Source organism: Neptuniibacter sp. UBA6509, from assembly GCA_002435145.1.
Lineage (GTDB): Bacteria > Pseudomonadota > Gammaproteobacteria > Pseudomonadales > Balneatricaceae > Neptuniibacter.
Map to the genome: position 1 here is coordinate 1 of DJLT01000063.1, position 22,677 is coordinate 22,677.

Consider the following 22,677-nt stretch of genomic DNA (forward strand, 5'->3'; position numbering starts at 1 on the left):
CTGCCTATGCGGCAGTGAACAAATAAAGCCGATGCTATGCGATTTGCTACATTTTCTAAGCTGCCTATGCGGCAGTGAACGATGAGCTTATCCATGTAATCGAAAAAGTTAATTTCTAAGCTGCCTATGCGGCAGTGAACCATTCGATTGAGGGTGTTAACTGGTTGCTGGTTTTCTAAGCTGCCTATGCGGCAGTGAACGAGGCTCTTGCCCGCCCGCGTTGGCTTTCTGCTTTCTAAGCTGCCTATGCGGCAGTGAACCTAATCTCAAAGCCTTTCAGCTCTTGCCAACTTTTCTAAGCTGCCTATGCGGCAGTGAACGGCGATGGTATTATGATAGCGATAAAGTGAATTTTCTAAGCTGCCTATGCGGCAGTGAACGGGGTATGATTATTTTTTCCGACAGAAATCATTTTCTAAGCTGCCTATGCGGCAGTGAACAAGATATGGATGGAGGGCACTACATCGCAAAATTTCTAAGCTGCCTATGCGGCAGTGAACGAGGATAGGCTAATGTCATTCGATCCATTATCTTTCTAAGCTGCCTATGCGGCAGTGAACATCAGCTAAGTAAGAAACCCACTCTTCAGCGATTTCTAAGCTGCCTATGCGGCAGTGAACAGCTTACTATCTACTACGACTGTCCCGGCTTTTTTCTAAGCTGCCTATGCGGCAGTGAACAAGAACAGGATATAGTTAACTATTTGATTTTTAAAGAGCGTAATACAAAAAAAGCTGACAAACCCTTTTTAGGGGCTGCCAGCTAACTTATTGATTTTTATAGGATCAGTTTAAACATTAAAAAAAGGGTTAAAACCAAGGCACGGTCGCACCCTGACTTAAACCATAACTATTAAACTGCCCTACTTGTGGTTCCGAAACAGTTTCACTCTGGTTTATAAATAACTGAAAAGATTGCCCTGTACTCTGACTGCGTAAGCTGACAAAAGGGAGATCCGATTTACGTTCAATCGTAACCGGAATATGAGCAAGCGCCTCTTCATAGCTTTCACCTTTACGCTTCATCCGTCGTCTGCGTAAACGATCAGCGTTGGTTTTGTATTGCTTACGATTAAAATTTATATATTCCACTTGTTTTGGAATTTCAGTTATATCAGCACAATGAGCGTGATCAGACATCCCCTTTAACCAACTAAGCCCCATAAGCATATCTAGTTGAGCAGCACTCGAGTGGATACGCAGCCTTCCACCTAGACTTTTGGGTTTTAACTGATACTCGGGCCAAGCCACTCCTATGTCTGTGGTATTTAGCTCGACCAACGCCCGATGCAGCTTATTTAACAGCGCCCCCATCAACATGGGCTCAGAGAACTCCGGATCAGGCAGAATTTTGATCTCAATATAATGAGATAACATTACCCAGCCTCCCCAAAGACGCCACCACGAATCAAAATCGACATAACAAAATGCTGATTATCTGTACTTGGTTTTTTGTCTTTCAGTAACCAACTATCCAGTAGATTATAGAAATCTTCTTTCTGTTTTGGCTGACGATAAGCTGCACCGCGAGTAGTTACCGAACCATAAGGTTCTGCAGCAATCGGCCCTAAGTCCTCTGTGCTTTCAGTCTGTGGATACCAATCATCAATAGTGCGAATCGCATTACCCAATTTTTGCGAGTGAATACCCGCTGTACCATTTACAGCGTATAACACCTTACTTTTATCGCCTTTGCCACGTTCTAAAATTAGTTCTTGAGACGGAAAAACTTCTTGTCCGCTACCGATACGAACAAATGCAACAACCTCTAATAAAATATGGCGTTCGTTGCACAGTCCTTGTTCAATTTTATCTGCTAGTTCTTTTAACGCTTGCTCACAGGGCGAATCGGTCTCAAAACCACGTAAAGATAAATTTAATGCATCAAACGACCAGCTCTGTACCGCTTGCCCCCCCTCTAAAAGATTAACCTGCACCTCAACCTGTTCTGCACCGATCCTGTTGCGCCATAAAAAGCGACCATTCGCTAAGTTATAAGCATAACGATAAGCTAAGGTTTTAAAGCCATGTTCACTCACGTAGTCGCGTACCACGGTTTGTAAACGTTCCTGATAAGCCGCATCATTACATGCTGATGGTGAACCCGCGCCACCTAAAATCCGCAAGGTAAAACGTGTTTTTAGTGTATCCGTACTAGCGGGCAACGCCGCCACATCAACTGTTTGTAGGTTCGGTTTATCAATTTGCGCATCAAGCTTAGCGGGATCCTGATCTTTCGCTTTTAAACGGTTAGAGATCGTACCTCTAACTGACTTTTCTTTCAGTGTGACTTCAGCCCAGTCTGCTGAACTCTGTCTCTGTTCCCAATTACCTGCATACATTAGTGCATCTGAAGGGTCCAATTTACGCTCAAAAGCCAATACAGATGCAGTTTTTAAAGTAGCCATCATTCAATTCCTTTTTCATTCGCCTTTGCCGCTAAATCGGCATAATCATTATTTAAACGGTACAGTCCTTGTTCTTCATCGTTATGGACATACCACATAATCTCATCAATGCTGTTTATTCTATGCGGACTTACCCATTGCCCCATTGAATAGAGTGTTTCCACAAAACGAAACGGTGTTTCTGAATCACGTGTTTTAGCTACTTGGCCGGGCTCATAAAGCTGTGACAATGCCCCGTAGCCAACTGGAAGTGGGACTAACCAACCCGGCTTTTGACGTACCTTCCATTCAAAGCTAGGCTCTTCTTTTTCAGCATCAACCTCTACACATTCATGATTAAAACGAGATAGGTCCAACCATGCATCCAATAATGTTGTTTTAGGTTTAACGCTACGCATTGCTTCACAATGACCTTGTAAAAGATCATCCCGTAAGACCAATGCAAACCCTGGTAACCATTGATAACGTAAACGACGAAACAAAACAGATTGCTTTTCATCATCCTCTGAAAACATAAGCAACTGAGGTGAAGCAGATGACGCTAGCACTGAACCACCTGCTATCCTCATTCCAGCAACCAGATCTGCTACCTCATCAGCTACCTTTTGGCGATCTTCATCGGAACCTAAACAGCTACTACCACTTGCGGATAGCAACAGTGTTACTTCAAGGTGAATCCGCCCTTCTTCCACGATCGCCGCAGTTTTACCGGATTTATCAACTGGATTACGCGTTAAGTTAAAACGGTGAACATAATCTTTATCTGTTTGTAGCTCATGCTGATGGCAGATAATGCCAACGGCATCAAATTCTAGATCCAGATGTTCAGGCAACTTACGTATTAACGCCTGCATCCAACCAACAAATGCACTCATCGACGGAAAGCCCCATGTTAAAGGGCTTGAGATGCAATTAGCGTGCTGTATCCGTAAACGAGGTAATGCCAACAAATACTGAGTATTAGACATAAGGTAGCTCCTCCTGCAGTAACGCTAACTTTTTATGCAAGCGAACAAACCAATCCTGATAGTCTGCACTCCCCACAGATAAATCTGCTCGGCGCATTTTAAAGTTTAACCAGCCAGCAAAAGCTTCAATGACCGCCTCAGACCAAGTCGTCAATGCAGGCACACTGTTTTTTAAGCTTTCATCATAGTGATAAGGGTCTAACCAATGCTTTTGATACTCTGGCAAACGGCAATCTGGGTTCGCACTCCACCCCGGAGTCAGTTTACGTATTTCACTGGTAAACATAACTAATTCATCTAACAGGACAGCAACATATTCATCTACTTCATTTCGTGTATGTACATTTTTAGGAGGATTCTCTTTTAAAAACCCAACCAAACCCCGAATACTTTTTGTAACAGCGGGCCTTTTAGTAAAACGCCAATATGCCGTATCAATATTTAACAGCGGTGAAACCTCAGCTGAGCGCCAAGAAGGGGGTAATGAGGCGAGCAAATAGTTAGTACCGCCACGCTCACTATTTAATTGAGAAATATTCTGTGGTTTTGTCCCCCCCAGTTTTTGCACTGCCAAATCGGGATATACACGATAGCCTTGCTCCGAAAACGAATCTTCACGTGCCGCTTTACGCGCTTCTTTAGCCTGCTCACTAAATCGATCTGCGTTTAAGGTTTGATAAATCCGATGGGCCAGCGATGTCGCATAAAGCGGAGATAACAGATGATAGTTTTCATTCGCTCTTGGATCAGAGCCTATCCACCAATACAGCTGTTTGGCACGTGTATGCGACGAAAGATCACCTTTTGCTTGGGTAATACCCGCAAAAGCCTCACACAGTAGCTGCCCCTCTTTTTTATCATCAGATAAAGCCGCAATAAAATCTGGCGTTTGCGCTAAAGCTAGCTCCAATAAAGGTCGCTCTTTATAGGTCAAACGTAGAAATTTATACACATCCAACGCCGCCGCATTACCGACTACATCACGCTCAAACTCTGCGCCTAGACACGCACTACTGACCAAGTCGAATTTTGGTAATTGCTCCGCAGGACAATAAAGGTTAGTCCCTTTTGCATCTGGGTGAATCGCTTTTAGTGAATGTGTCACCACTTGCAGCTGCCCCACCCTACGGGCGGCATCAGCAAGCCAGCTATCATATTGAAACTGTTCTTGTAGTTTTAGATATTTGGGATCATCTGGCGCAAGCTTTTCAGTTTTAGTCAGGAAGCGCTCCTGAATAAAGCCCCGCATTAGCTTGCGTAATTCACCCTCCCTATTTCCATGAGCTTCCGTCATTGCAGCTCCTTTTTAGCATATTCCCTACTCCTTGCTTTATTTCCAACTATTATTTTTTCTCACAAAACCTAAAGCAGGATGAAAGTACCAACCATACTCCATCCCTTTATCTGGCAAGCTCAACAGGCTAAACCTTTTAGCGGACTCTTCTAGTGACTTGTCTAAAGATTCAGCTAGCTTCCTCAATGCCTGCATATAATCTGACTGCCCCCAAATACCAATACCCTCTGCCATTTGGCTTTCGATATCTAATCGATGACATAAATGCTGCTGATCACTTTTTCCTATAACTTGCCCCTGCACTTTATCCAAGGCGTACAGAATAAAATCATCTTCATCCTCATTAGGCAGTAACACTAAATCGATATCTGTCTCATAACTTTGGCGGAAAGGCTGCGCCTTACTCAATATACTTGTCAGCTGAGCGACAGGCTGTGTATACCAACTATAAGCTCCGAGCTTAGGTATGTTCTGCCCCATCTTTTTAGCGCGTTGACGCGGATGGAGCTTTTCTTGTTGAGTATTTTCCTCTGCAAGCATTTTCCTACGCATAGCAACGTGCTCAAGATCAACTAAACTTTCACTCTCCCTTAGTAGCTCACCTTCCTGCACTCGGGGTTGCGCATCAATTCTCTGCCACTGTTCCGGCGTAAGCAATTGATTAAGATCAGGGTAATTAAGCTTAAGCGTTTGAGTTTCAAACCCCGGCTTACAATATGCTGGCACACCGTTTAGTTCGCATGCTTTTAAATTTTTACTGAATATATGTACATTGGCTTGAATACAAGTTTCAGGCCGATGACGCTTCACTCGACCTGCCAACTGAATAAGTGAACGCATAGATGATGGCTCTACAATAGCCCAATCATAGTCATGATCCCGACCAACTTCTGTCACTGGACTTCCCAATACGACAAACATTTGATCTTCAGCCACAGTAGCATCAATTTTCTGACGAACATCTCTTAAGTTAAAGACCGCATCAGTATCACGCCGATTCAACGCGTTATCTAACTGCTGCTCGATTGCTGAGCGCAGCAATAACGGGAACTGAGAATGATAAACACAAAGATGGATATGTGTTCCTGCGGGTGAACCTTCTTGTAAAAGCTCCTTCGCAACATCAGTTAAAGGTTCAATATTAGCCATACGCAATAAACCAAATGAAACACGTTTACCGCTAACGGGATCCACACTGTGATGTTGCTGATGTAGCTTTAGCATCTGCTGTAGTGCAAGTTTAGAAAACTCTTTACGAACCTCTGCAACCGAGCCCTTTGGAGGATTGAAAGGGATGATCTCTCCGCGCCTGCGTACCTCTGCTTTTTTCAACTTCTGCAGTCGTTTAGATACAAACTGCTGATGCTGACCTTTAAACAATGCTTCTGTAGCGCAATCCTGCATTTCGGTATTAAACTCATCGTACCAAGCACAGCAGATATCTAACTGTTTGTCTGGTTCACCACGATTATTTTGGTACTGCTCCCGTCCATGTCTATACGCTCGAAACAACCCCTCAACCAATGAAGGCGGTAGTGTTGCTGAAGACAACAATACGCGACTACCCAACAGGCCAGCCCAGTGCACTAAACGCGTGAGCGCGGGCATATCATTGATATCAAAATCATCAATTTCATCCAGTACCAAATCACTACTCATAAGACGTAACATGGGAGCAATTTGCCGACCACCTCTTGTACCTTCAGTCGCTGGAACCAAATGGTCCACTGTACAACTTAGAACGGGTGCTGAAAGTAATGCCTTAAGTTGCGGGTTATGCTGAAAACGCTGAAGTACGCCATGTTCATTAAAATTACCTTCGTAGTAAACGTGCGAGCCATCGGCCAACAAGTCCATTGAGGAAACGGAACCCGATTTTTCAGCCTCATTTTCATGATGCTCAAACAACTGGCGGCTAGCGCTACCACCCACCCTGATTGCGAGTTCCGTATCATCTAGATTTAAGCGCTCACGTAGCGCACTACCCGTTTGCAACGTAAGCGTTCTTAAGCCCAATGCAATACTAAAGCGAGCACCGTGCTGGGGATTTGCCAAAGCATACATCACTCGCGCATTAGCTAGTGTTTTACCACATCCCGTCGACGCCATATTGACCCCAAAAAAACCTTGTAGCTCGGTTCTTTCACGTATGACTTCCGTTTGTTCAAATGCGCGATTTTGCCACTGAAAGCGTTTATCTGCCGTTCGTTTCCTTAATCCCGGATGGCGCCCTAAACTCGGAAGATGACAGGCCATCGTGGGGAGACTACGTACCAATGAATTAGCAACTTTAGCAACCCCAAGCAAATGAGCATCCAGCTTTTGATTGATCTCGCCGGTCTCACGTAATGTATTGGCATTAAGTTGAAAGTCATTATCCCCCTTAACCCAATCTCGCTGCTTCTGATTCTTAAGGCTGGAATAATAATGATCGGCCAACATTAAATTCAACCGTGCAAGATGCATCACATAAGCATTATCCAGTGTGAAAAATGTAGATTGATCCAATCGAGCTAACAGCTGTTCTGAAACGACAGATACTCTTTCCTTCCATCGTTCACTTACCGTAGGTAAGCCTCTGCTAAAACACCAATAAGGCTCAATAGCTTTATGATCAGTCACATCACTACGCTGGTTCCATTGCGCATTGATACTGCCAAGTAAACTTGGCAATAGCTCGCTTCTAAAATTACTTAAACTATTCGGAAATTCAGGTAAGCGGTGATGGCTTACCACCAGCCACGCAATCATTTTCGCTAACGGCGGCATAACGCCATCAGCAAAAGGCTGACTAAGATTTTGATCCAGACCGTCCCGTTCTAACCCATTTAACCAGCGCTGCTCATCGCCTGCATTAGATACTAACGCTTGCAACCACTCTTCATCCGTTTGCTTACCTACGAACGCCTGAAAAAGTCGTAAAGAGATCCATTCATGCCGATATAAATTTTTTTCTCGCACACCCGATAGAAGTTTATTCTGGAAGGCATCGCAAGCTTTACCTAAGTCATGTAGTAACCCTGAAAACGTTGCTAAAAGCTTAAGCTCCTCTCCACTATGCCAATCGTTTTCACTCTGACTTCGCAAAACGTTACGCCCTGTCGTATTGGTAGGTGTCCCACCCATACTGTTAAAACGCTTTGCATCGCCAACGATCCAGACCAACTCAGTGCGGTTTCTCCCCCTAACCCAGTGACAGGCAACTGCCGTATTTTTTCGCGCAGTTTTACGCAACAGCTTACGTAAAGTATCTAATCCGGCCTGTGTAATAGGCGTTTGCCAAGTGCGATCCCCTCGCCGTTCAGCAAACTGATCTAATATGCGCCTTGTTTCTTTAAGCGCATTCTTATTACATTGTGAAACCAACATGATGTTCATGGATTATCAGCCACGTAAGACAAAGCTATATCCTGTAAGGTTTCAATTATGAAATCCAACGCTTCAGTACGCGTTAATTGCTCTATACAAGCCTGCCGAAAAGTTTGCTCATCATCACCGCGCATAGCAGATACAAAAGCTTGAGGAAGAATAACCGAATCCTTAATTAAGTCTGCCGCATCGAATACCAAGCCACCTCGACGTGTTTTACCATGTAATACAGCCAAACCATGAGGTAACCCCAGAACCCAAGTAGCCGTTGCCCCCAAGCCATAAGCTAGATAGTTTCCATGATCAAGGAATCGATTAGCCGGGTCGCTGCCCTTTCCACGCTTAGCCCGAGTAAAACTTCCATAACCAACGGTTTGCACCGCAAGCTTAAACAAGCCTTTGGTTAAACGAGCCTCACTCGTTAACAACAAAGTAGTTGAGCTAGCCTGCTGAATATCCTGTTGATTACGCTCTAATAATTTTAATAACTGCTTCGTATCCGGTTTAAAACCTGCCTCATTCAAAGCTCTGTTATCCAGCCACAACTTGGTAATCCGCTGAATCCGTGCAAACTGAATTTGTTTCGCTGCAGACAACCTCTTGTCATCATCAAACCAAAAATTTACCCAATGCTGTAGATACTCGGTTGGACGGTATTCGCTTTGCGGTGAAAACCAAGCGGCCTCCACATCCATTTCATTAGCGCTGAATAAAGGCGTGCCGCCTCCACCGCAAAATCCAACTAGGACACCAGCCTTTGCAAGTTCACGCATCGCAGCCTGTGTAACCGAAGTTCCGGTACCTAATAAAACGCAGGTTGTATTAGCAATGGGAATATTCCAATAACGAGAACGACTGCCCTCATCTGTTACATACTCAACCCGCCCACCATTAACAAGCACACGGCAATATTGAAGATAATAAAGATTGGCACGTTTAGAATGTAAAACGGACTTAAGATCAGAGGGTGAGAAGTCTTCCATTACAACAAGCATCCATTTGTAAGCGTAATTAGCTAAGAATTAATCTACAGTAAAAACCACATACAGCGCCACTACAAAGAGTTGGACTCTGATTGGCCATAAGTTCTATGAGCTGCCTATTCGGCAGTGAACTTGAAGTGACGCCGAAAGCTTGCACCTTGTAATTTCTAAGCTGCCTATTCGGCAGTGAACAACAACGGAACCCCAGTAGTCATATCCCCTATTTTCTAAGCTGCCTATTCGGCAGTGAACTCGAAGACCTATTACACCCAGACGGTTCAATTTTCTAAGCTGCCTATTCGGCAGTGAACGCGTCGATCTGTTCTGTTTTCCAGCCGTTTAGTTTCTAAGCTGCCTATTCGGCAGTGAACGGACCACCAGTTCTACAGCTTCAAGCCGGAAGTTTCTAAGCTGCCTATTCGGCAGTGAACGACTTCGAACTTTGATACCTTCGAAGATTCGATTTCTAAGCTGCCTATTCGGCAGTGAACTCCAGCTCTGCCCCGTCTTTGTATTCTTGGAGTTTCTAAGCTGCCTATTCGGCAGTGAACACCAAGGGCGTAAATTCGGCATGATTTATCATTTTCTAAGCTGCCTATTCGGCAGTGAACCGTCCACGATTAAGCGCCTTGTTATTTTGGGCTTTCTAAGCTGCCTATTCGGCAGTGAACCCGGAATCTCTAAATTATGGCGAATTAATCACTTTCTAAGCTGCCTATTCGGCAGTGAACCTCACGAACTAAAAACTGATCCAGATGTTTTTTTTCTAAGCTGCCTATTCGGCAGTGAACTTAGCCACTACCGCAATGCGGGCAAGCTGTCGTTTCTAAGCTGCCTATTCGGCAGTGAACGCGTAGGTCGAACATTAGGCCCGCACCGTCAATTTCTAAGCTGCCTATTCGGCAGTGAACAATTAGCTGAGGTTAGCCCGACTGCTGAGATTTTTCTAAGCTGCCTATTCGGCAGTGAACAAGAACCCTAGCATCCTAACAGTTTGATTTTGTTCGGTCTTCACCCTAATAAGGGCTTTTGACCCTTTTTTCACTGCCTTATATCCCCTCCATTTAAATCAATAGCTTAAGGGGTCTGGATTAAGAAGGGGATTTCAGGCAAAAAAATACCCCATGTTTTCACATGAGGCATAATGAAGAGGGACCGTTTAATCCTGATAGGGGAAATTAAGCAGTGCTACCCTCTTCAACTCTTAAAACGAGCAATCGATGTAACTTTTTACTTCCTACTTCCTACTTCTTACTTCGGGTGTTTCTATTTACTAGGAACTTTCTTCTCCTAATAAATTAGAAAGTATCGCCAGGAATGCGAATATTGCCTTCCATTATGACGCGTGCGCTTCGGCTCATTACGGCCTTTTTCGCTGTCCAATCACCATTAACCTGTTCCGCTGCTGCACCCACACGTAGTGAGCCTGACGGGTGCCCGAACGTCACTGCATCACGCTCACCACCGCCGGCCGCTAGATTAACCAATGTTCCAGGTACGGCAGCAGCGGTCGCAATAGCGACTGAAGCCGTTCCCATCATCGCATGGTGAAGCTTACCCATGGATAAAGCACGTACACATAGGTCAATATTATTAGCTGAAATCTGTTTCCCACTAGACGCTTCATAATCAGTAGCAGGGGTAACGAAAGCAATTTTTGGCGTGTGCTGACGCGCAACGGCCTCAGATATATCTTCAATCAGACCCATCTGAACCGCACCATAGGCACGCATCGTTTCAAAACGCGCTAACTCATCCGCATTACCATTAATATCTTTTTGCAGCTCAGTGCCTTTATAGCCAATCTCATCGGCATTAACAAAGATAGTTGGTATCCCAGCATTAATAAAGGTTGCTTTAAAAGTCCCAACGCCTGGTACTTCAAGATCATCGACTAAATTACCGGTTGGGAACATTGAGCCCTCACCATCAGCAGGGTCCATAAACTCAATCACAACTTCCGCTGCAGGGAAGGTAACGCCATCTAGCTCAAAGTCGCCAGTTTCTTGTACTTCACCATTAGTGATAGGGACATGAGCAATGATGGTTTTCTTAATATTTTTCTGCCAGATACGTACAACACAGATACCGTTTTCAGGAATGCGTGCAGGGTCAACAAGACCGCCACTGATAGCAAAAGCACCAACCGCTGCTGTTAAATTACCGCAGTTACCTGACCAATCAACAAAAGCTTTATTGATAGCAACCTGCCCAAATAAGTAATCAACATCATGATCGGGCTCTGAACTTTTATCTAGAATAACTGTTTTACTGGTACTAGAAGTCGCACCACCCATACCATCAATCTGCTGGCCATAGGGGTCTGGGCTACCAATAACACGCATTAGAATTTTGTCTCGCGCCTCACCTGGCTCTTGAGCAACTTCAGGCAGATCCTGACGACGAAAAAAGACCCCTTTACTGGTCCCACCGCGAATATAAGTCGCTGGAATTTTGATCTGTGGTACTGCGGGTGAAACGTTAGCCATAACAAATTATCCTGTGCTATCTGAGATATTCTGCAGTTTTACTACTGCTTAATGTTCAGAAAATTCTTAGTAACAATGACTGACATAACTCCATAAAGAGTTACGCGCAGTCTCTACTCTGGCCAGTCATTGTTAGTAAAAACATTCATGAAAAAATGAGCGCCGCTTGCTCGACTTTTTAACTTTTTCAGCCATCCCGCACGTAGACGATACGGAATGACTGATTACAAGCAGCGCTTATCTGTTTACTTGCTATTAACTACCTTCTAGGAAGTCTTTAGCAAAACGTTGAAGCACGCCACCAGCGTTATAGACATGCACTTCAGCAGCAGTGTCTAAACGACAGGTTACAGGCACTTCAACCTTCTCACCGTTTGCACGGTTGATGATTAGGGTGAGATCACAACGTGGTGAGATATCACCTACAACATCAAATGTTTCAGTACCATCAATGGCGTAAGTGTTGCGTGTATCACCTTCCTTGAACTGGACAGGCAATACACCCATACCGACAAGGTTAGTACGGTGAATACGCTCAAAGCCTTCAGCAACGATCGTTTCTACACCAGCAAGACGAACACCTTTAGCAGCCCAATCTCGTGATGAGCCCTGACCATAATCAGCACCGGCAACAATGATTAAGTTCTGCTTACGCTCCATGTAGGTTTCAATCGCTTCCCACATACGGCTTTCAGTACCTTCTGGCTCAATACGCGCCAAAGAACCCTGTTTAACATCGCCGCTTGCATCACGACACATTTCGTTCAACAGTTTCGGGTTAGCGAAAGTTGCACGTTGTGCAGTTAAATGGTCACCACGGTGTGTTGCGTAAGAGTTGAAATCTTCTTCCGGCAGCCCCATTTTCGCGCAATATTCACCCGCCGCACTGGACGCCTGAATCGCATTAGATGGAGACAAGTGATCTGTAGTGATGTTGTCACCCAGAACAGCTAGAGGACGCATACCTTTCATCGTACGCTCACCCGCCAAAGCACCTTCCCAGTATGGAGGACGGCGGATATAGGTACTCATTTCACGCCAGTCGTAAAGAGGACTATCAGCACGCTCAACATCACCTAGATCGAACATTGGAATGTAAATCTGGTTGAATTGTTCAGGTTTAACACACTTCTCTACTAGCGCATCAATCTCTTCATCACTTGGCCAGATATCTTTCAGAGTAACCGGATTACCGTTCTGATCTTTGCCTAGTACATCGTTCTCAATATCGAAGCGAACAGTACCCGCAATCGCATAAGCAACAACCAGTGGCGGTGAAGCCAAAAATGCCTGCTTAGCATGAGGATGGATACGACCATCAAAGTTACGGTTACCAGACAGTACTGCTGTTGCGTACAAGTCGCGATCAACCACTTCTTTCTCGATAACAGGATCTAGAGCACCCGACATACCGTTACAAGTCGTACAAGCATAAGCAACGATACCGAAACCTAGCTTCTCCATCTCAGATAAAAGACCCGCTTCTTCCAAGTATAGTTTTGCAACTTTAGAACCCGGCGCAAACGAAGACTTAACCCAAGGTTTACGGATAAGACCTAGCTCATTTGCTTTCTTAGCCACTAAACCAGCAGCGACAACGTTGCGTGGGTTTGAGGTGTTAGTACACGAGGTAATCGCAGCAATAATAACTGCACCATCTGGCATTAGACCTTCAGCTTCTTCTGCTTGAGCAGCAGACAGCATCTCATCACTCGCAATACCACGCTCGTTCAACGCAGATGTTGGCAGACGACGGTGCGGGTTAGAAGGACCAGCCATATTACGTACGACAGTCGACAGATCGAATTCAATCACACGCTCGTATTCAACATTTTCTAAATCGTCAGCCCATAGGCCAGTCAATTTAGCGTACTGTTCAACCAGTGCAACCTGCTCTGGCTCACGACCTGTCAGTTTCAAATAGTCGATAGTCTGCTCATCAATGTAGAACATACCTGCTGATGCGCCATACTCTGGCGTCATGTTAGACAGTGTAGCTCGGTCACCAATAGATAGCGTTGCAGCACCCGGGCCGAAGAACTCAAGATAAGAGGAAACAACTTTCTCATTACGCAGGAACTCGGTCATCGCCAAAGCGATATCTGTAGCAGTAATACCAGGCTGGCGCTCACCAACAATTTTAACACCTACGATGTCCGGTAGACGCATCATTGATGGTAAACCCAACATAACGGTTTCAGCTTCTAGACCGCCTACACCAATCGCGATAACACCCAGTGCATCAACGTGAGGCGTATGAGAATCTGTACCTACACAAGTATCTGGGTAAGCAACACCGTCACGCGACTGAATAACCGGAGACATCTTCTCCAAATTAATCTGATGCATAATGCCGTTACCGGCTGGGATAACGTCTACGTTATCGAAGGCAGTTTTACACCACTCGATAAAATGGAAACGGTCTTCGTTACGACGATCTTCAATCGCACGGTTTTTGTCGAACGCATCTGGATCAAAACCTGGCGCTTCAACCGCCAAAGAGTGGTCAACAATCAACTGCGTAGGCACAACAGGGTTTACTTTAGATGGGTCACCACCTTCATCAGCGATCGCATCACGCAAGCCCGCTAAATCAACCAATGCGGTTTGTCCTAAAATGTCATGACATACAACACGCGCTGGGTACCAAGGAAAATCTAAAGTACGTTTAGTTTCAATAAGCTGCTTAAGGGAATCAGTTAACGCAGTTGGCTCGCAACGACGTACTAGCTGCTCAGCTAATACACGTGATGTATAAGGCAACTTTGCGTATGCACCTGGCTGGATCTCTTCAATCGCAGCACGAGTGTCGTAATAATCCAGATCAGAACCTGGTAACGATTTACGGTATTCAGTGTTCATGTAACACCTGTATTTCTTAAATTGATAATCAGAAAGGGACTGGTCAGCCCCCTTCCTAGTAGTCGCATCGTTCTATGGACGATCAGCTATATCGATCCACTCAGAGCTTTCTGGGCCTGAATAGTCAGCTGATGGACGAATAATGCGGTTATTAGCGCGCTGCTCCATTACATGTGCAGTCCAACCCGCTACACGCGAACATACAAAGATCGGTGTAAACAGTTCAGTAGGGATTCCCATGAAGTGGTACGCTGATGCATGGAAAAAATCTGCATTACAGAACAATTTTTTCTCACGCCACATAACGGATTCAACACGCTCTGAAACGTCATATAGGTACTCATCACCTACTTGATCAGACAGTTTCTTAGACCACTCTTTGATAATTGCATTTCGAGGGTCTGATTCACGATAGATCGCATGTCCGAAGCCCATGATTTTATCTTTGCGCTCAAGCATACCCATGATCGCTTCTTCAGCTTCGTCAGCTGAATGCCACTGTTCAATCATCGCCATTGCAGCTTCGTTAGCACCACCATGAAGCGGGCCACGAAGTGAACCAATAGCCGCCGTTACACAGCTGTGAATATCAGACAAGGTCGATGCACAAACACGCGCAGTAAATGTCGAAGCATTAAACTCATGCTCTGCGTAAAGAATCAGAGAAGCATGCATTACATCAACGTGTAATGGCTCTGGCTTTTTATCATGCAGCGTCCATAGGAACTGTTCGCCAATCGAGTCAGCGCCTGTTTCTACATCTATGCGCTTACCGTTATGGCTGAAGTTATACCAATAATTAATAATGCCAGGGAACGCTGCCAACATACGATCAATATGATCATGCTGCTCTGAGAAGTCTTTCTCTTCTTCTAGATTACCCAACATGGAACAACCTGTACGCATCACATCCATTGGATGAGCGTTTGCTGGAATCTGTTCCAACACTGTTTTTAAAGCATCAGGTAAGGCACGCATGCCTTTTAGTTTCGCTTTGTAAGCATCTAGCTCTGCTTGATTCGGAAGCTTTCCGTAAAGCAGTAGATACGCCACTTCTTCAAACTGCGCTTTGTCAGCCAGTTCTTTAATATCGTAGCCACGGTAGGTCAGACCTGAACCGGTTTTACCTACGGTGCACAGTGCCGTTTCACCAGCGGATTGTCCTCGAAGGCCTGCGCCGCTCAGTTTTTTATCGACCATAGTGTGCTCCTATCTTATATACAGGCAGGCTCTAACGGCCTGCTCTTTAACAATTAAAATATTTTCTAACCGTCGTACTTGCCTTACCAACTTTTCTCTAACTTACTTATTCTTGCCTTCAGCAAACAGACCATCTAATTTCTGCTCGAAATCGTGATAGTTCAAGAAATCATATAGATCCATACGTGTTTGCATCGTATCAACAACAGCTTTCTGATCACCATCACGTAGCAATGCTTCATAAACATTTAGCGCTGCTTGGTTAGCCGCACGGAATGCGGATAGAGGATAAAGCACCATCGTTGCTCCGTTTGCAGCAAGTTCCTCTGTATTGAAAAGAGGTGTAGCACCAAACTCAGTGATATTCGCCAATAGATGCGCTCCGTTAATACCATCTGAAAACGCTTTGTAATCGTCTAAGGTATGTACCGCTTCAGCAAAGATGCCATCAGCACCTGCTTCTAAACATGCTTGAGCACGTTCAACAGCTGCATTTAAACCATCCATCTGGAATGCATCTGTACGCGCCATAACAAAGAAGTCATCATCTGTTTTAGCATCAACTGCTGCTTTAACACGGTCTACCATCTCTTCCAAAGATACGATCTCTTTATTAGGACGGTGACCACAACGTTTCTGCGCTACCTGATCTTCAATATGAACCGCAGCAGCGCCTGCTTTTGTCATCTCTTTAACTGTACGAGCAATGTTAAATGCACCACCCCAGCCCGTATCAATATCAACCATAAGCGGTGTTTCAACAGCGCTTGTGATACGGCTTACATCTGCAAGAACATCATTCATAGATGTCATACCTAAATCAGGCAGACCATACGAATGGTTAGCAACGCCACCACCGGATAGGTAAATCGCCTTATGGCCAACGCGCTCTGCCATCATGGCGTGGTACGCATTTGTAGTACCTACAATCTGTAATGGGCTAGTTTCAGCTAGTACTTTTCGAAAACGTGCACCTGCAGATAGATTTGTAGACATTTTATTCCCCTCTGGATTCGGTCGCAGAGTTCAGTTTATCCTCCACATTTTTTCGGGCTGCTCCAATATGCCTGCGCATAAGCATTTCCGCCAATTCAGGATCACGAGACTCTATTGCGTCTATGATCTGACGATGCTCTTTTAATGCGCGTTTCGGTCTAGAGCTGGATACACTGAACTGATAACGATACATTCTTACTAAGTGATAAAGATCACCACCGAGCGATTCCAGCAGCTTTTCATTTTTGCTGCCGTTTACGATTCGGTAATGGAAATCTAGATCACCCTCTTTTTGAAAGTAAGAGCGGCCATCAAGCTGCTCAATACTTCGTTCATGTTCATCGAGTAAAGTTCGAAGGCTATCAATCTCTTCCTGAGGCATGTTCTGGGCCGCTAAACGGCAAGCCATGCCTTCCAATGCTTCCCTAACATGATAAATTTCGATCAACTCTTTTGCCGACAAGTTCACAACTCTGGCACCAACATGAGGCTTTCGCTCCACCAACCGGAGTGCTTCTAATTTACGCATTGCTTCACGTAAAGGTCCGCGACTAATTCCGTAAGTCCGTGCTAGTTCAGGTTCACTAATCTTTTGACCCGGTGGAATATCACCCACCACAATCGCGGTTACAATTTGCTCACAAACGCGGTCTGCCAAAGTACGTGTTTCAGATTGAGACTCTTTACTTACTGTAGTTTCACTCATAACAACCCATATTTGAGATTGTCGACAATCTCGAACTAAAACCAAGATACTCTTGCTAAATATCGCAGTCAACTCGAAAATGTCTAATTATTGTCAACACAATACAAAAGTTTAAGGATATCCCCTCTCCTTTCTGCATTTCTAATTACTTAAATATCTCGCCATCTCTTCATTCATAATTTTTGCTATCTGACGTGGCTTTTGAAATGGCAATGAATGATCAGTACCGGGCATCAAAAAATAGTGCCAATTGGGTAAACGCTCTGCTAACTCTTGTTGATATTGGTGCATCAGGTCCACACTATTACCACCAATAAAGCTACTCACATCCCCCTGCGCCGCCACCAAACTCTCTCTATCAAGGTGCTTAATCGCTGTCGTCACGCACTCCAGAGCGTTGGCAAAACCTTCTGGCCGCTGACCTAAGCGCTGAATGGTGAGAGTTTCAACCTGTGGAGATACTCTTCGATTTGGGGAGATGGCATCCAGAAAATTAACAACTCCTTTATTAATATCTGATTTACCACGCAGATGAACGGTAGCGGCTGAAAACTGCTGTCTTAAATCAACGGTAGTCTCCCAGCAGGGCCGATCCAACACTGCCGATTCAAGTAAAAACTGCTTACCCACGCGATCTGAGTGCTGCTGTTTAAAAATCAGTGATACCAAGCCACCCATTGAGTAGCCAGCCAGATCGAAAGTCCACCAGCCTAAATGATCCACCAGCGCATTAAGATCGCCGACTAAAGCTTGCACCTCATAAGGGTGCTCTTTGCCATCAGGATAATGCGTTTCTCCCGTGCCTCTTAAGTCTGGAACCAATACCTCAGACCAATGCGTTAAAGATGAGAGTATAAATTCCCAAGTATCCACACCTGCAACACCGGCGCCATGCAATAGAACTAAACGCCTTTTCGTATCCGCCTTAGGGTTACGATAGATGCGATACACAATATGCTGGTCAGGAAGATGATATTCATGCTTCTTGATCGAAAATTCGTGCTTCATTAATCAATGTTCTCTTTAGAAAACGCGATCCGCCATTGCGTTTCAAGGTTACTCGCCCTAGCGGTTTACAATATTCATTAAAACCATACTATTCTAACTTAATATTATTGATACCTAGCCACTTTGTCGACAATCTTTGATCTAACATCAATTATAGACAGCACTTCATGGGTTACATACAATCTACGTTCTTGTAACTTGTGATTTAAGTTGATTCCTTGATTATTCAGCGCTCTCTTCCTTATCTGGCTAACAGCCAATCTTACTTTGAAAAAATTCGCCATTTAGGGGATGCAGTATTTCTAGATAGTGGACGACCTAAGTGCCCTTGGGGAAGGTTCGATATTATTGCCGCCGCCCCAGTAGAGGTACTGGAAGTATCTAGCGAAGACGCTACAGCGTTCGATAAACTGCAACAGCTATATAATAAGTATCAATCTGATCATACTGAGATAGAATCACTGCCTTTTCAGGGAGGGGTTATTGGTCATTTTTCATATGACCTAGGCCGTTCCAATGAATCCCTACCCTCTTTAGCTGATGATTTTTCCGACTTACCCGATATGCGTGTAGGAATGTACCTATGGGCGGTTGTAGCTGACCATCACGAAAAGCGCACGACTCTCGTGACAGATAGCCGCGTTGATGCTGAAAGCCTGCAAAAGATCGAAGCTTTATTGGCCCATAGCACAACCGCTAAGAGCACACCCGCTAAGAAGAGCGCTTCATTTAGCTTAAAACGGCCCTTCAAAGCCAACATGACAGAGCCCGAGTACACGCAAAAACTTGCTAAAGTGGACGACTACATTCACTCAGGTGATTGCTACCAAGTTAATTTTGCACAACGCTTTAACAGTGAATACACAGGAGATGCTTGGAGTGCTTATAAAGCCCTTCGTGAAATAGCCCCCACTCCTTACTCGGCATTTATTGAATCTGAAACCAGCCAGATACTTTCGCTTTCGCCTGAGCAGTTTTTAGAATCCAAGCAACAACAAGTTACGACTAAGCCGATAAAGGGCACGCGCCCACGCTCAGCAAACGCTTTAGAAGATCAGCGTCTAAAACAAGAGTTAGCGGATTCCATTAAAGACCGCGCAGAAAACCTAATGATTGTGGATCTAATGCGTAATGATTTAAGCAAAGTGTGCACACATAACAGCGTTAAAGTCCCAAAGCTTTTTAACATTGAAAGCTATGCAAACGTCCATCATAAAGTCAGCACCGTAACAGGCACCTTACAAAAGAACTGTTCACCTATCTCGCTGCTAGAGAAATGCTTCCCAGGCGGTTCAATCACCGGCGCACCCAAAATACGAGCAATGGAAATAATCGAAGAGCTAGAACCCCATAGACGGTCGATATATTGCGGCTCTATAGGCTATATCAGCTTATGTGGAAGAATGGATACCAGCATCACCATCCGTACACTCCTATGCGAAGACAACCATGTATATTGCTGGGCCGGTGGCGGTATTGTTGCTGACTCAGTCAACGAGATGGAATATGAAGAAACCTTCGCTAAGGTAAACAATTTGCTAGATTGCCTTGAGCGAACTATTTCTTAAAATAGAAAGTTCCTGAAAAATAGGAAGCTACTGAAAAATAGAAAGCTCCTTAAAAATAGACGCTAAGGAAATATCAACTACAGCAGATCGTTTGAGCTAATAAAATGGCAAAGAATAAAACACTAACAAAAGGCAGTGCTCTCGCAATCTTAGATAAGATCGCATTCTTCGATGATTTAAATCATGCTGAAAAGAAGCTTATTTGTGACTTTAATTGCCACTTTATGACCTATGAGCGCGGCCACTTCCTGACTGATGAAAACTCACTAGATAAACGCTTTTTTATATTACTCAGCGGAGGCGTCAATATAATTAAAGGTGCCCAAGAGCAGCTGATTGTACAGCTCAAACCTGGTGAGATCATTGGTGAAATATCGTTTCTAAGCAACGAACCTCGTACCGCTAGCGTTGTTGCCAATTGCGATTCATCTGCACTTGTCATTGACCCAGACCTACTTGATCAACTGCCTATCGAAGTGCGAGAAAAAGTCAAAGATCAAATAATACTACGTATGGCACAGCGGTTAAATCACATGAATAACCGTTTAGCTTTAGGTCATTTATAATCACTACTCTCCGTTCTTAAAATATCACCTATACTGTTATCAGTATTGTTGAACGGTAGAACTATGTATTTGATAAAAAACGCAGCAGCATTTTTTCTATTACTGCTCTTAACCCCCGCTATATTGGGGGATCCTTTGCGTGCAGAAACAAAAACCCCAATTGATGTGATGTGGGCACGTACTGACTTTGCACCTTATTTCATTGTAAAAGGGGAGCATCAAGGCAAAGGAATCAGCGACCAAATCATCGTCCACCTAACAAAAAAAATCAGCATCGTAAAACATCACCCCGTGAATATGAGCCTCAAGCGCATGCTTAAAAATGCGCGGTCTGGGGTTGCTATCTGCCATGTAGCTCTTCTTCGAACGCCTGAACGAGAAACCTTTATAGATTACAGCCTCCCGATAATGAAGAGCTACCCCAACGGCATCATTACAACAGCTAAAGGTTTAGAGAAATTTGGACTTACACCAAAAACAATCGCTCCCCTCAACCTAGAAAAACTTATCGATAAAAATCTCTCAATTAGTGTTCATGATGGGCGCTCATACTCTCCTTACATTGATAACATCATCAAACAAGAACTTAGCAAAAAACATTCAATATTTAGGGTAAAAACCGGCCTAAAAGAACATGAACGTCTCGTTCTCATGATGGCAAATAACAGGCTCGACGGTTTAATTGCTCGGCCGGAGGAAGTTCAATTCATCAACATTGATCAAAAATTAGATCAAACACTCTACTTTGTGAAAATTATAGATAACAGCAGCACTGACTTTTCTCATGTAGGCTGCAGTAAAGGGGATTGGAATAAGGAACTAATAAAACAAATAAATACCCTAATTGAAGAAGACGAGGTACTTATAAAAACAATTAATGATGCACAAAACAAATGGCTACCGACTCACCTTCATAGTAGCCATATATTTCATTAGCCTCTTCCTAAAACCCAAGAAGCTATCTACTAAAACTAGCCGGATATCATTTAGATACGTTATTCAACGCTATCTAGTCATGGACTACCGCATCATTTTTATTAATCAAATCTGAGATAGAGTGCAATGTCATATCAGCGGTTGATGGAAATACATCTTCTAACTTGAACGATATACGATCAAACATATCCTGTAGATCTAAAAAAGCGGAAACCACGGTCGGATCAAAATGTGTACCACTCCCACCTGATATAACGCTGGTTACATAATTATGATCCATTGCGCTTTTATAAGGGCGTCGAGAAATCATCGCATCATACACATCAGCAACAGCCATCAATCTTGCAACTAAAGGAATCTCTTCTCCTTTAAGGCCTTGAGGATAACCACAACCATCCCAACGTTCGTGATGACTTAACGTTACCTGCTGGGCAATTTCCAAAAACTTAGCCGCACGACCACTGGATTCCCTTTCAAGTAAAAGCCTCGCTGAATGAACAGCTTGAAAACCTAACTCAGTATGGGTTTTCATAACCGCATACTCCTCAGGCGTTAGCTCACCCGGCTTTTGCAATACGCTATCAGGAATACCGACTTTGCCAATATCATGCAAAGCTGAGGTTTTATAAAACAGATCGATCGTTTCACTGTCCAGTTCATCACAATATTCAGGGCTTTTTCGCAGATGCTCCGCCAATGCCTTAACGTAATGCTGCGTACGTAAAATATGATTACCTGTTGAGTGATCCCTAACTCTAGCGATAGTGGCTAAACATAAAATAGCAGCATCTTGCACTGCCAGAAGCTCTTTCGCTTCAACATACTCAACAGCAGTACTGCTTACACTCTTATTATTTGCTGAGTAATCCCTCTTCAGCTGCGCCAAACTAATATGAGTTTTACATTTTGAGTTAACAACAGAAGGAATAAAAGGGGGGGCCAGATAATCACAGCAACCCGTATTGATCGCTAACTCACGATAATCAGCTTCTTCATCAGCCCAAGTCAGAAATACAGGTATGCCCTGCTCATCATGGGAACTGATTATTTTGCCCAACAAAGCACTATCGGCAGATTTTATTAGGCCGACATCAAGTATTAATAGATGATGGTCCGTTGAGACAATAGCCGACTCATCTAGAGAAGAATAGCGAGCAAACTGAAATTCATCACCTAACAAACCCATCAGTCGGTTTGGTAGATCTGAACATGTGGTTACGAATGTTGCCACTGGCATAGATAGCCCCTAATTCCATGGGAACTATCAAGATAGCCAATATGGAACCTAACTGCAAAAAAACATAGCTCTGAAAAAGCTCTAGTAA

General features: G+C 44.1%; 16 protein-coding genes and 2 CRISPR repeat arrays. Of the genes, 3 read left to right on the top strand and 13 right to left on the bottom strand.

Annotated features, from left to right (window positions below; genetic code table 11):
- The first annotated feature begins 52 nt into the window (after positions 1-52).
- Positions 53-680: a CRISPR direct-repeat array (repeat unit 28 nt; unit sequence TTTCTAAGCTGCCTATGCGGCAGTGAAC).
- Between the two features lie 129 nt (positions 681-809).
- From cas6f to B4K11_RS08060, 12 genes are all read right to left on the bottom strand, one after another.
- Positions 810-1,376, bottom strand: a complete 567-nt coding sequence (gene cas6f, locus B4K11_RS08005) for a type I-F CRISPR-associated endoribonuclease Cas6/Csy4 (RefSeq protein WP_292949926.1) — start codon at positions 1,374-1,376, stop codon at positions 810-812.
- Positions 1,376-2,410 (bottom strand): type I-F CRISPR-associated protein Csy3, encoded by a 1,035-nt coding sequence (gene csy3, locus B4K11_RS08010; protein ID WP_349675800.1) that lies wholly within the window; start codon positions 2,408-2,410, stop codon positions 1,376-1,378. The genes cas6f and csy3 overlap by 1 nt, the downstream gene beginning before the upstream one ends.
- Positions 2,407-3,375: a type I-F CRISPR-associated protein Csy2 gene (gene csy2 / locus B4K11_RS08015; protein ID WP_292949924.1), complete on the bottom strand. Its 969-nt coding sequence runs from the start codon at positions 3,373-3,375 to the stop codon at positions 2,407-2,409. The genes csy3 and csy2 overlap by 4 nt, the downstream gene beginning before the upstream one ends.
- Positions 3,368-4,669, bottom strand: coding sequence for a type I-F CRISPR-associated protein Csy1 (gene csy1 / locus B4K11_RS08020; RefSeq protein ID WP_292949923.1), 1,302 nt, complete (start codon positions 4,667-4,669; stop codon positions 3,368-3,370). Before csy1 ends, csy2 begins: the two co-directional genes overlap by 8 nt.
- A 36-nt stretch (positions 4,670-4,705) precedes the next feature.
- Entirely contained in the window at positions 4,706-8,047 is a 3,342-nt protein-coding gene (gene cas3f, locus B4K11_RS08025) for a type I-F CRISPR-associated helicase Cas3f (RefSeq protein WP_292949921.1), read from the bottom strand.
- Complete coding sequence (gene cas1f / locus B4K11_RS08030) at positions 8,044-9,021, bottom strand: type I-F CRISPR-associated endonuclease Cas1f (RefSeq protein ID WP_292949919.1); 978 nt, start codon at positions 9,019-9,021, stop codon at positions 8,044-8,046. Before cas1f ends, cas3f begins: the two co-directional genes overlap by 4 nt.
- A gap of 104 nt (positions 9,022-9,125) precedes the next feature.
- Positions 9,126-9,992: a CRISPR direct-repeat array (repeat unit 28 nt; unit sequence TTTCTAAGCTGCCTATTCGGCAGTGAAC).
- A gap of 327 nt (positions 9,993-10,319) precedes the next feature.
- Positions 10,320-11,510 (bottom strand): 2-methylaconitate cis-trans isomerase PrpF, encoded by a 1,191-nt coding sequence (gene prpF, locus B4K11_RS08035; protein ID WP_292949917.1) that lies wholly within the window; start codon positions 11,508-11,510, stop codon positions 10,320-10,322.
- 255 nt (positions 11,511-11,765) lie between these two features.
- The gene (gene acnD / locus B4K11_RS08040; RefSeq protein WP_292949916.1) at positions 11,766-14,372 is read right to left on the bottom strand and encodes a Fe/S-dependent 2-methylisocitrate dehydratase AcnD; all 2,607 of its coding nucleotides are present in this window, start codon (positions 14,370-14,372) and stop codon (positions 11,766-11,768) included.
- 72 nt (positions 14,373-14,444) lie between these two features.
- Positions 14,445-15,572 (bottom strand): bifunctional 2-methylcitrate synthase/citrate synthase, encoded by a 1,128-nt coding sequence (gene prpC, locus B4K11_RS08045; protein WP_292949914.1) that lies wholly within the window; start codon positions 15,570-15,572, stop codon positions 14,445-14,447.
- Between the two features lie 102 nt (positions 15,573-15,674).
- Positions 15,675-16,568: a methylisocitrate lyase gene (gene prpB / locus B4K11_RS08050; protein ID WP_292949912.1), complete on the bottom strand. Its 894-nt coding sequence runs from the start codon at positions 16,566-16,568 to the stop codon at positions 15,675-15,677.
- Between the two features lies 1 nt (position 16,569).
- Positions 16,570-17,274, bottom strand: coding sequence for a GntR family transcriptional regulator (locus B4K11_RS08055; RefSeq protein WP_292949910.1), 705 nt, complete (start codon positions 17,272-17,274; stop codon positions 16,570-16,572).
- A gap of 141 nt (positions 17,275-17,415) precedes the next feature.
- Positions 17,416-18,282: an alpha/beta fold hydrolase gene (locus B4K11_RS08060; protein ID WP_292949908.1), complete on the bottom strand. Its 867-nt coding sequence runs from the start codon at positions 18,280-18,282 to the stop codon at positions 17,416-17,418.
- Between the two features lie 218 nt (positions 18,283-18,500).
- Here B4K11_RS08060 and pabB point away from each other — a divergent pair, with 218 nt between their 5' ends.
- The 3 genes from pabB to B4K11_RS08075 all read left to right on the top strand — a co-directional run bounded on the left by pabB (position 18,501) and on the right by B4K11_RS08075 (position 21,352).
- Entirely contained in the window at positions 18,501-19,850 is a 1,350-nt protein-coding gene (pabB, locus tag B4K11_RS08065; RefSeq protein ID WP_292949906.1) for an aminodeoxychorismate synthase component I, read from the top strand.
- Between the two features lie 104 nt (positions 19,851-19,954).
- Positions 19,955-20,416: a Crp/Fnr family transcriptional regulator gene (locus B4K11_RS08070; protein WP_292949904.1), complete on the top strand. Its 462-nt coding sequence runs from the start codon at positions 19,955-19,957 to the stop codon at positions 20,414-20,416.
- 63 nt (positions 20,417-20,479) lie between these two features.
- On the top strand, positions 20,480-21,352 hold the full coding sequence (locus B4K11_RS08075; RefSeq protein ID WP_292949903.1) for a transporter substrate-binding domain-containing protein: 873 nt from the start codon (positions 20,480-20,482) through the stop codon (positions 21,350-21,352).
- Between the two features lie 73 nt (positions 21,353-21,425).
- On the opposite strand, the gene B4K11_RS08080 is transcribed toward B4K11_RS08075, so the two are convergent.
- Entirely contained in the window at positions 21,426-22,589 is a 1,164-nt protein-coding gene (locus B4K11_RS08080) for an HD-GYP domain-containing protein (RefSeq protein ID WP_292959317.1), read from the bottom strand.
- Positions 22,590-22,677 lie beyond the last annotated feature (88 nt).

Excerpts from the sequence above, each read along its gene's own strand:
- csy3 (WP_349675800.1), bottom strand. The coding sequence starts at position 2,410 with ATGATGGCTACTTTAAAAACTGCATCTGTATTGGCTTTTGAGCGTAAA.
- prpC (WP_292949914.1), bottom strand. The coding sequence starts at position 15,572 with ATGGTCGATAAAAAACTGAGCGGCGCAGGCCTTCGAGGACAATCCGCT.
- B4K11_RS08070 (WP_292949904.1), top strand. The coding sequence starts at position 19,955 with ATGGCAAAGAATAAAACACTAACAAAAGGCAGTGCTCTCGCAATCTTA.
- cas3f (WP_292949921.1), bottom strand. The coding sequence starts at position 8,047 with ATGAACATCATGTTGGTTTCACAATGTAATAAGAATGCGCTTAAAGAA.
- B4K11_RS08055 (WP_292949910.1), bottom strand. The coding sequence starts at position 17,274 with ATGAGTGAAACTACAGTAAGTAAAGAGTCTCAATCTGAAACACGTACT.
- B4K11_RS08060 (WP_292949908.1), bottom strand. The coding sequence starts at position 18,282 with ATGAAGCACGAATTTTCGATCAAGAAGCATGAATATCATCTTCCTGAC.
- acnD (WP_292949916.1), bottom strand. The coding sequence starts at position 14,372 with ATGAACACTGAATACCGTAAATCGTTACCAGGTTCTGATCTGGATTAT.
- prpB (WP_292949912.1), bottom strand. The coding sequence starts at position 16,568 with ATGTCTACAAATCTATCTGCAGGTGCACGTTTTCGAAAAGTACTAGCT.
- cas1f (WP_292949919.1), bottom strand. The coding sequence starts at position 9,021 with ATGGAAGACTTCTCACCCTCTGATCTTAAGTCCGTTTTACATTCTAAA.
- prpF (WP_292949917.1), bottom strand. The coding sequence starts at position 11,510 with ATGGCTAACGTTTCACCCGCAGTACCACAGATCAAAATTCCAGCGACT.
- B4K11_RS08075 (WP_292949903.1), top strand. The coding sequence starts at position 20,480 with ATGTATTTGATAAAAAACGCAGCAGCATTTTTTCTATTACTGCTCTTA.
- csy2 (WP_292949924.1), bottom strand. The coding sequence starts at position 3,375 with ATGTCTAATACTCAGTATTTGTTGGCATTACCTCGTTTACGGATACAG.
- csy1 (WP_292949923.1), bottom strand. The coding sequence starts at position 4,669 with ATGACGGAAGCTCATGGAAATAGGGAGGGTGAATTACGCAAGCTAATG.
- B4K11_RS08080 (WP_292959317.1), bottom strand. The coding sequence starts at position 22,589 with ATGCCAGTGGCAACATTCGTAACCACATGTTCAGATCTACCAAACCGA.
- cas6f (WP_292949926.1), bottom strand. The coding sequence starts at position 1,376 with ATGTTATCTCATTATATTGAGATCAAAATTCTGCCTGATCCGGAGTTC.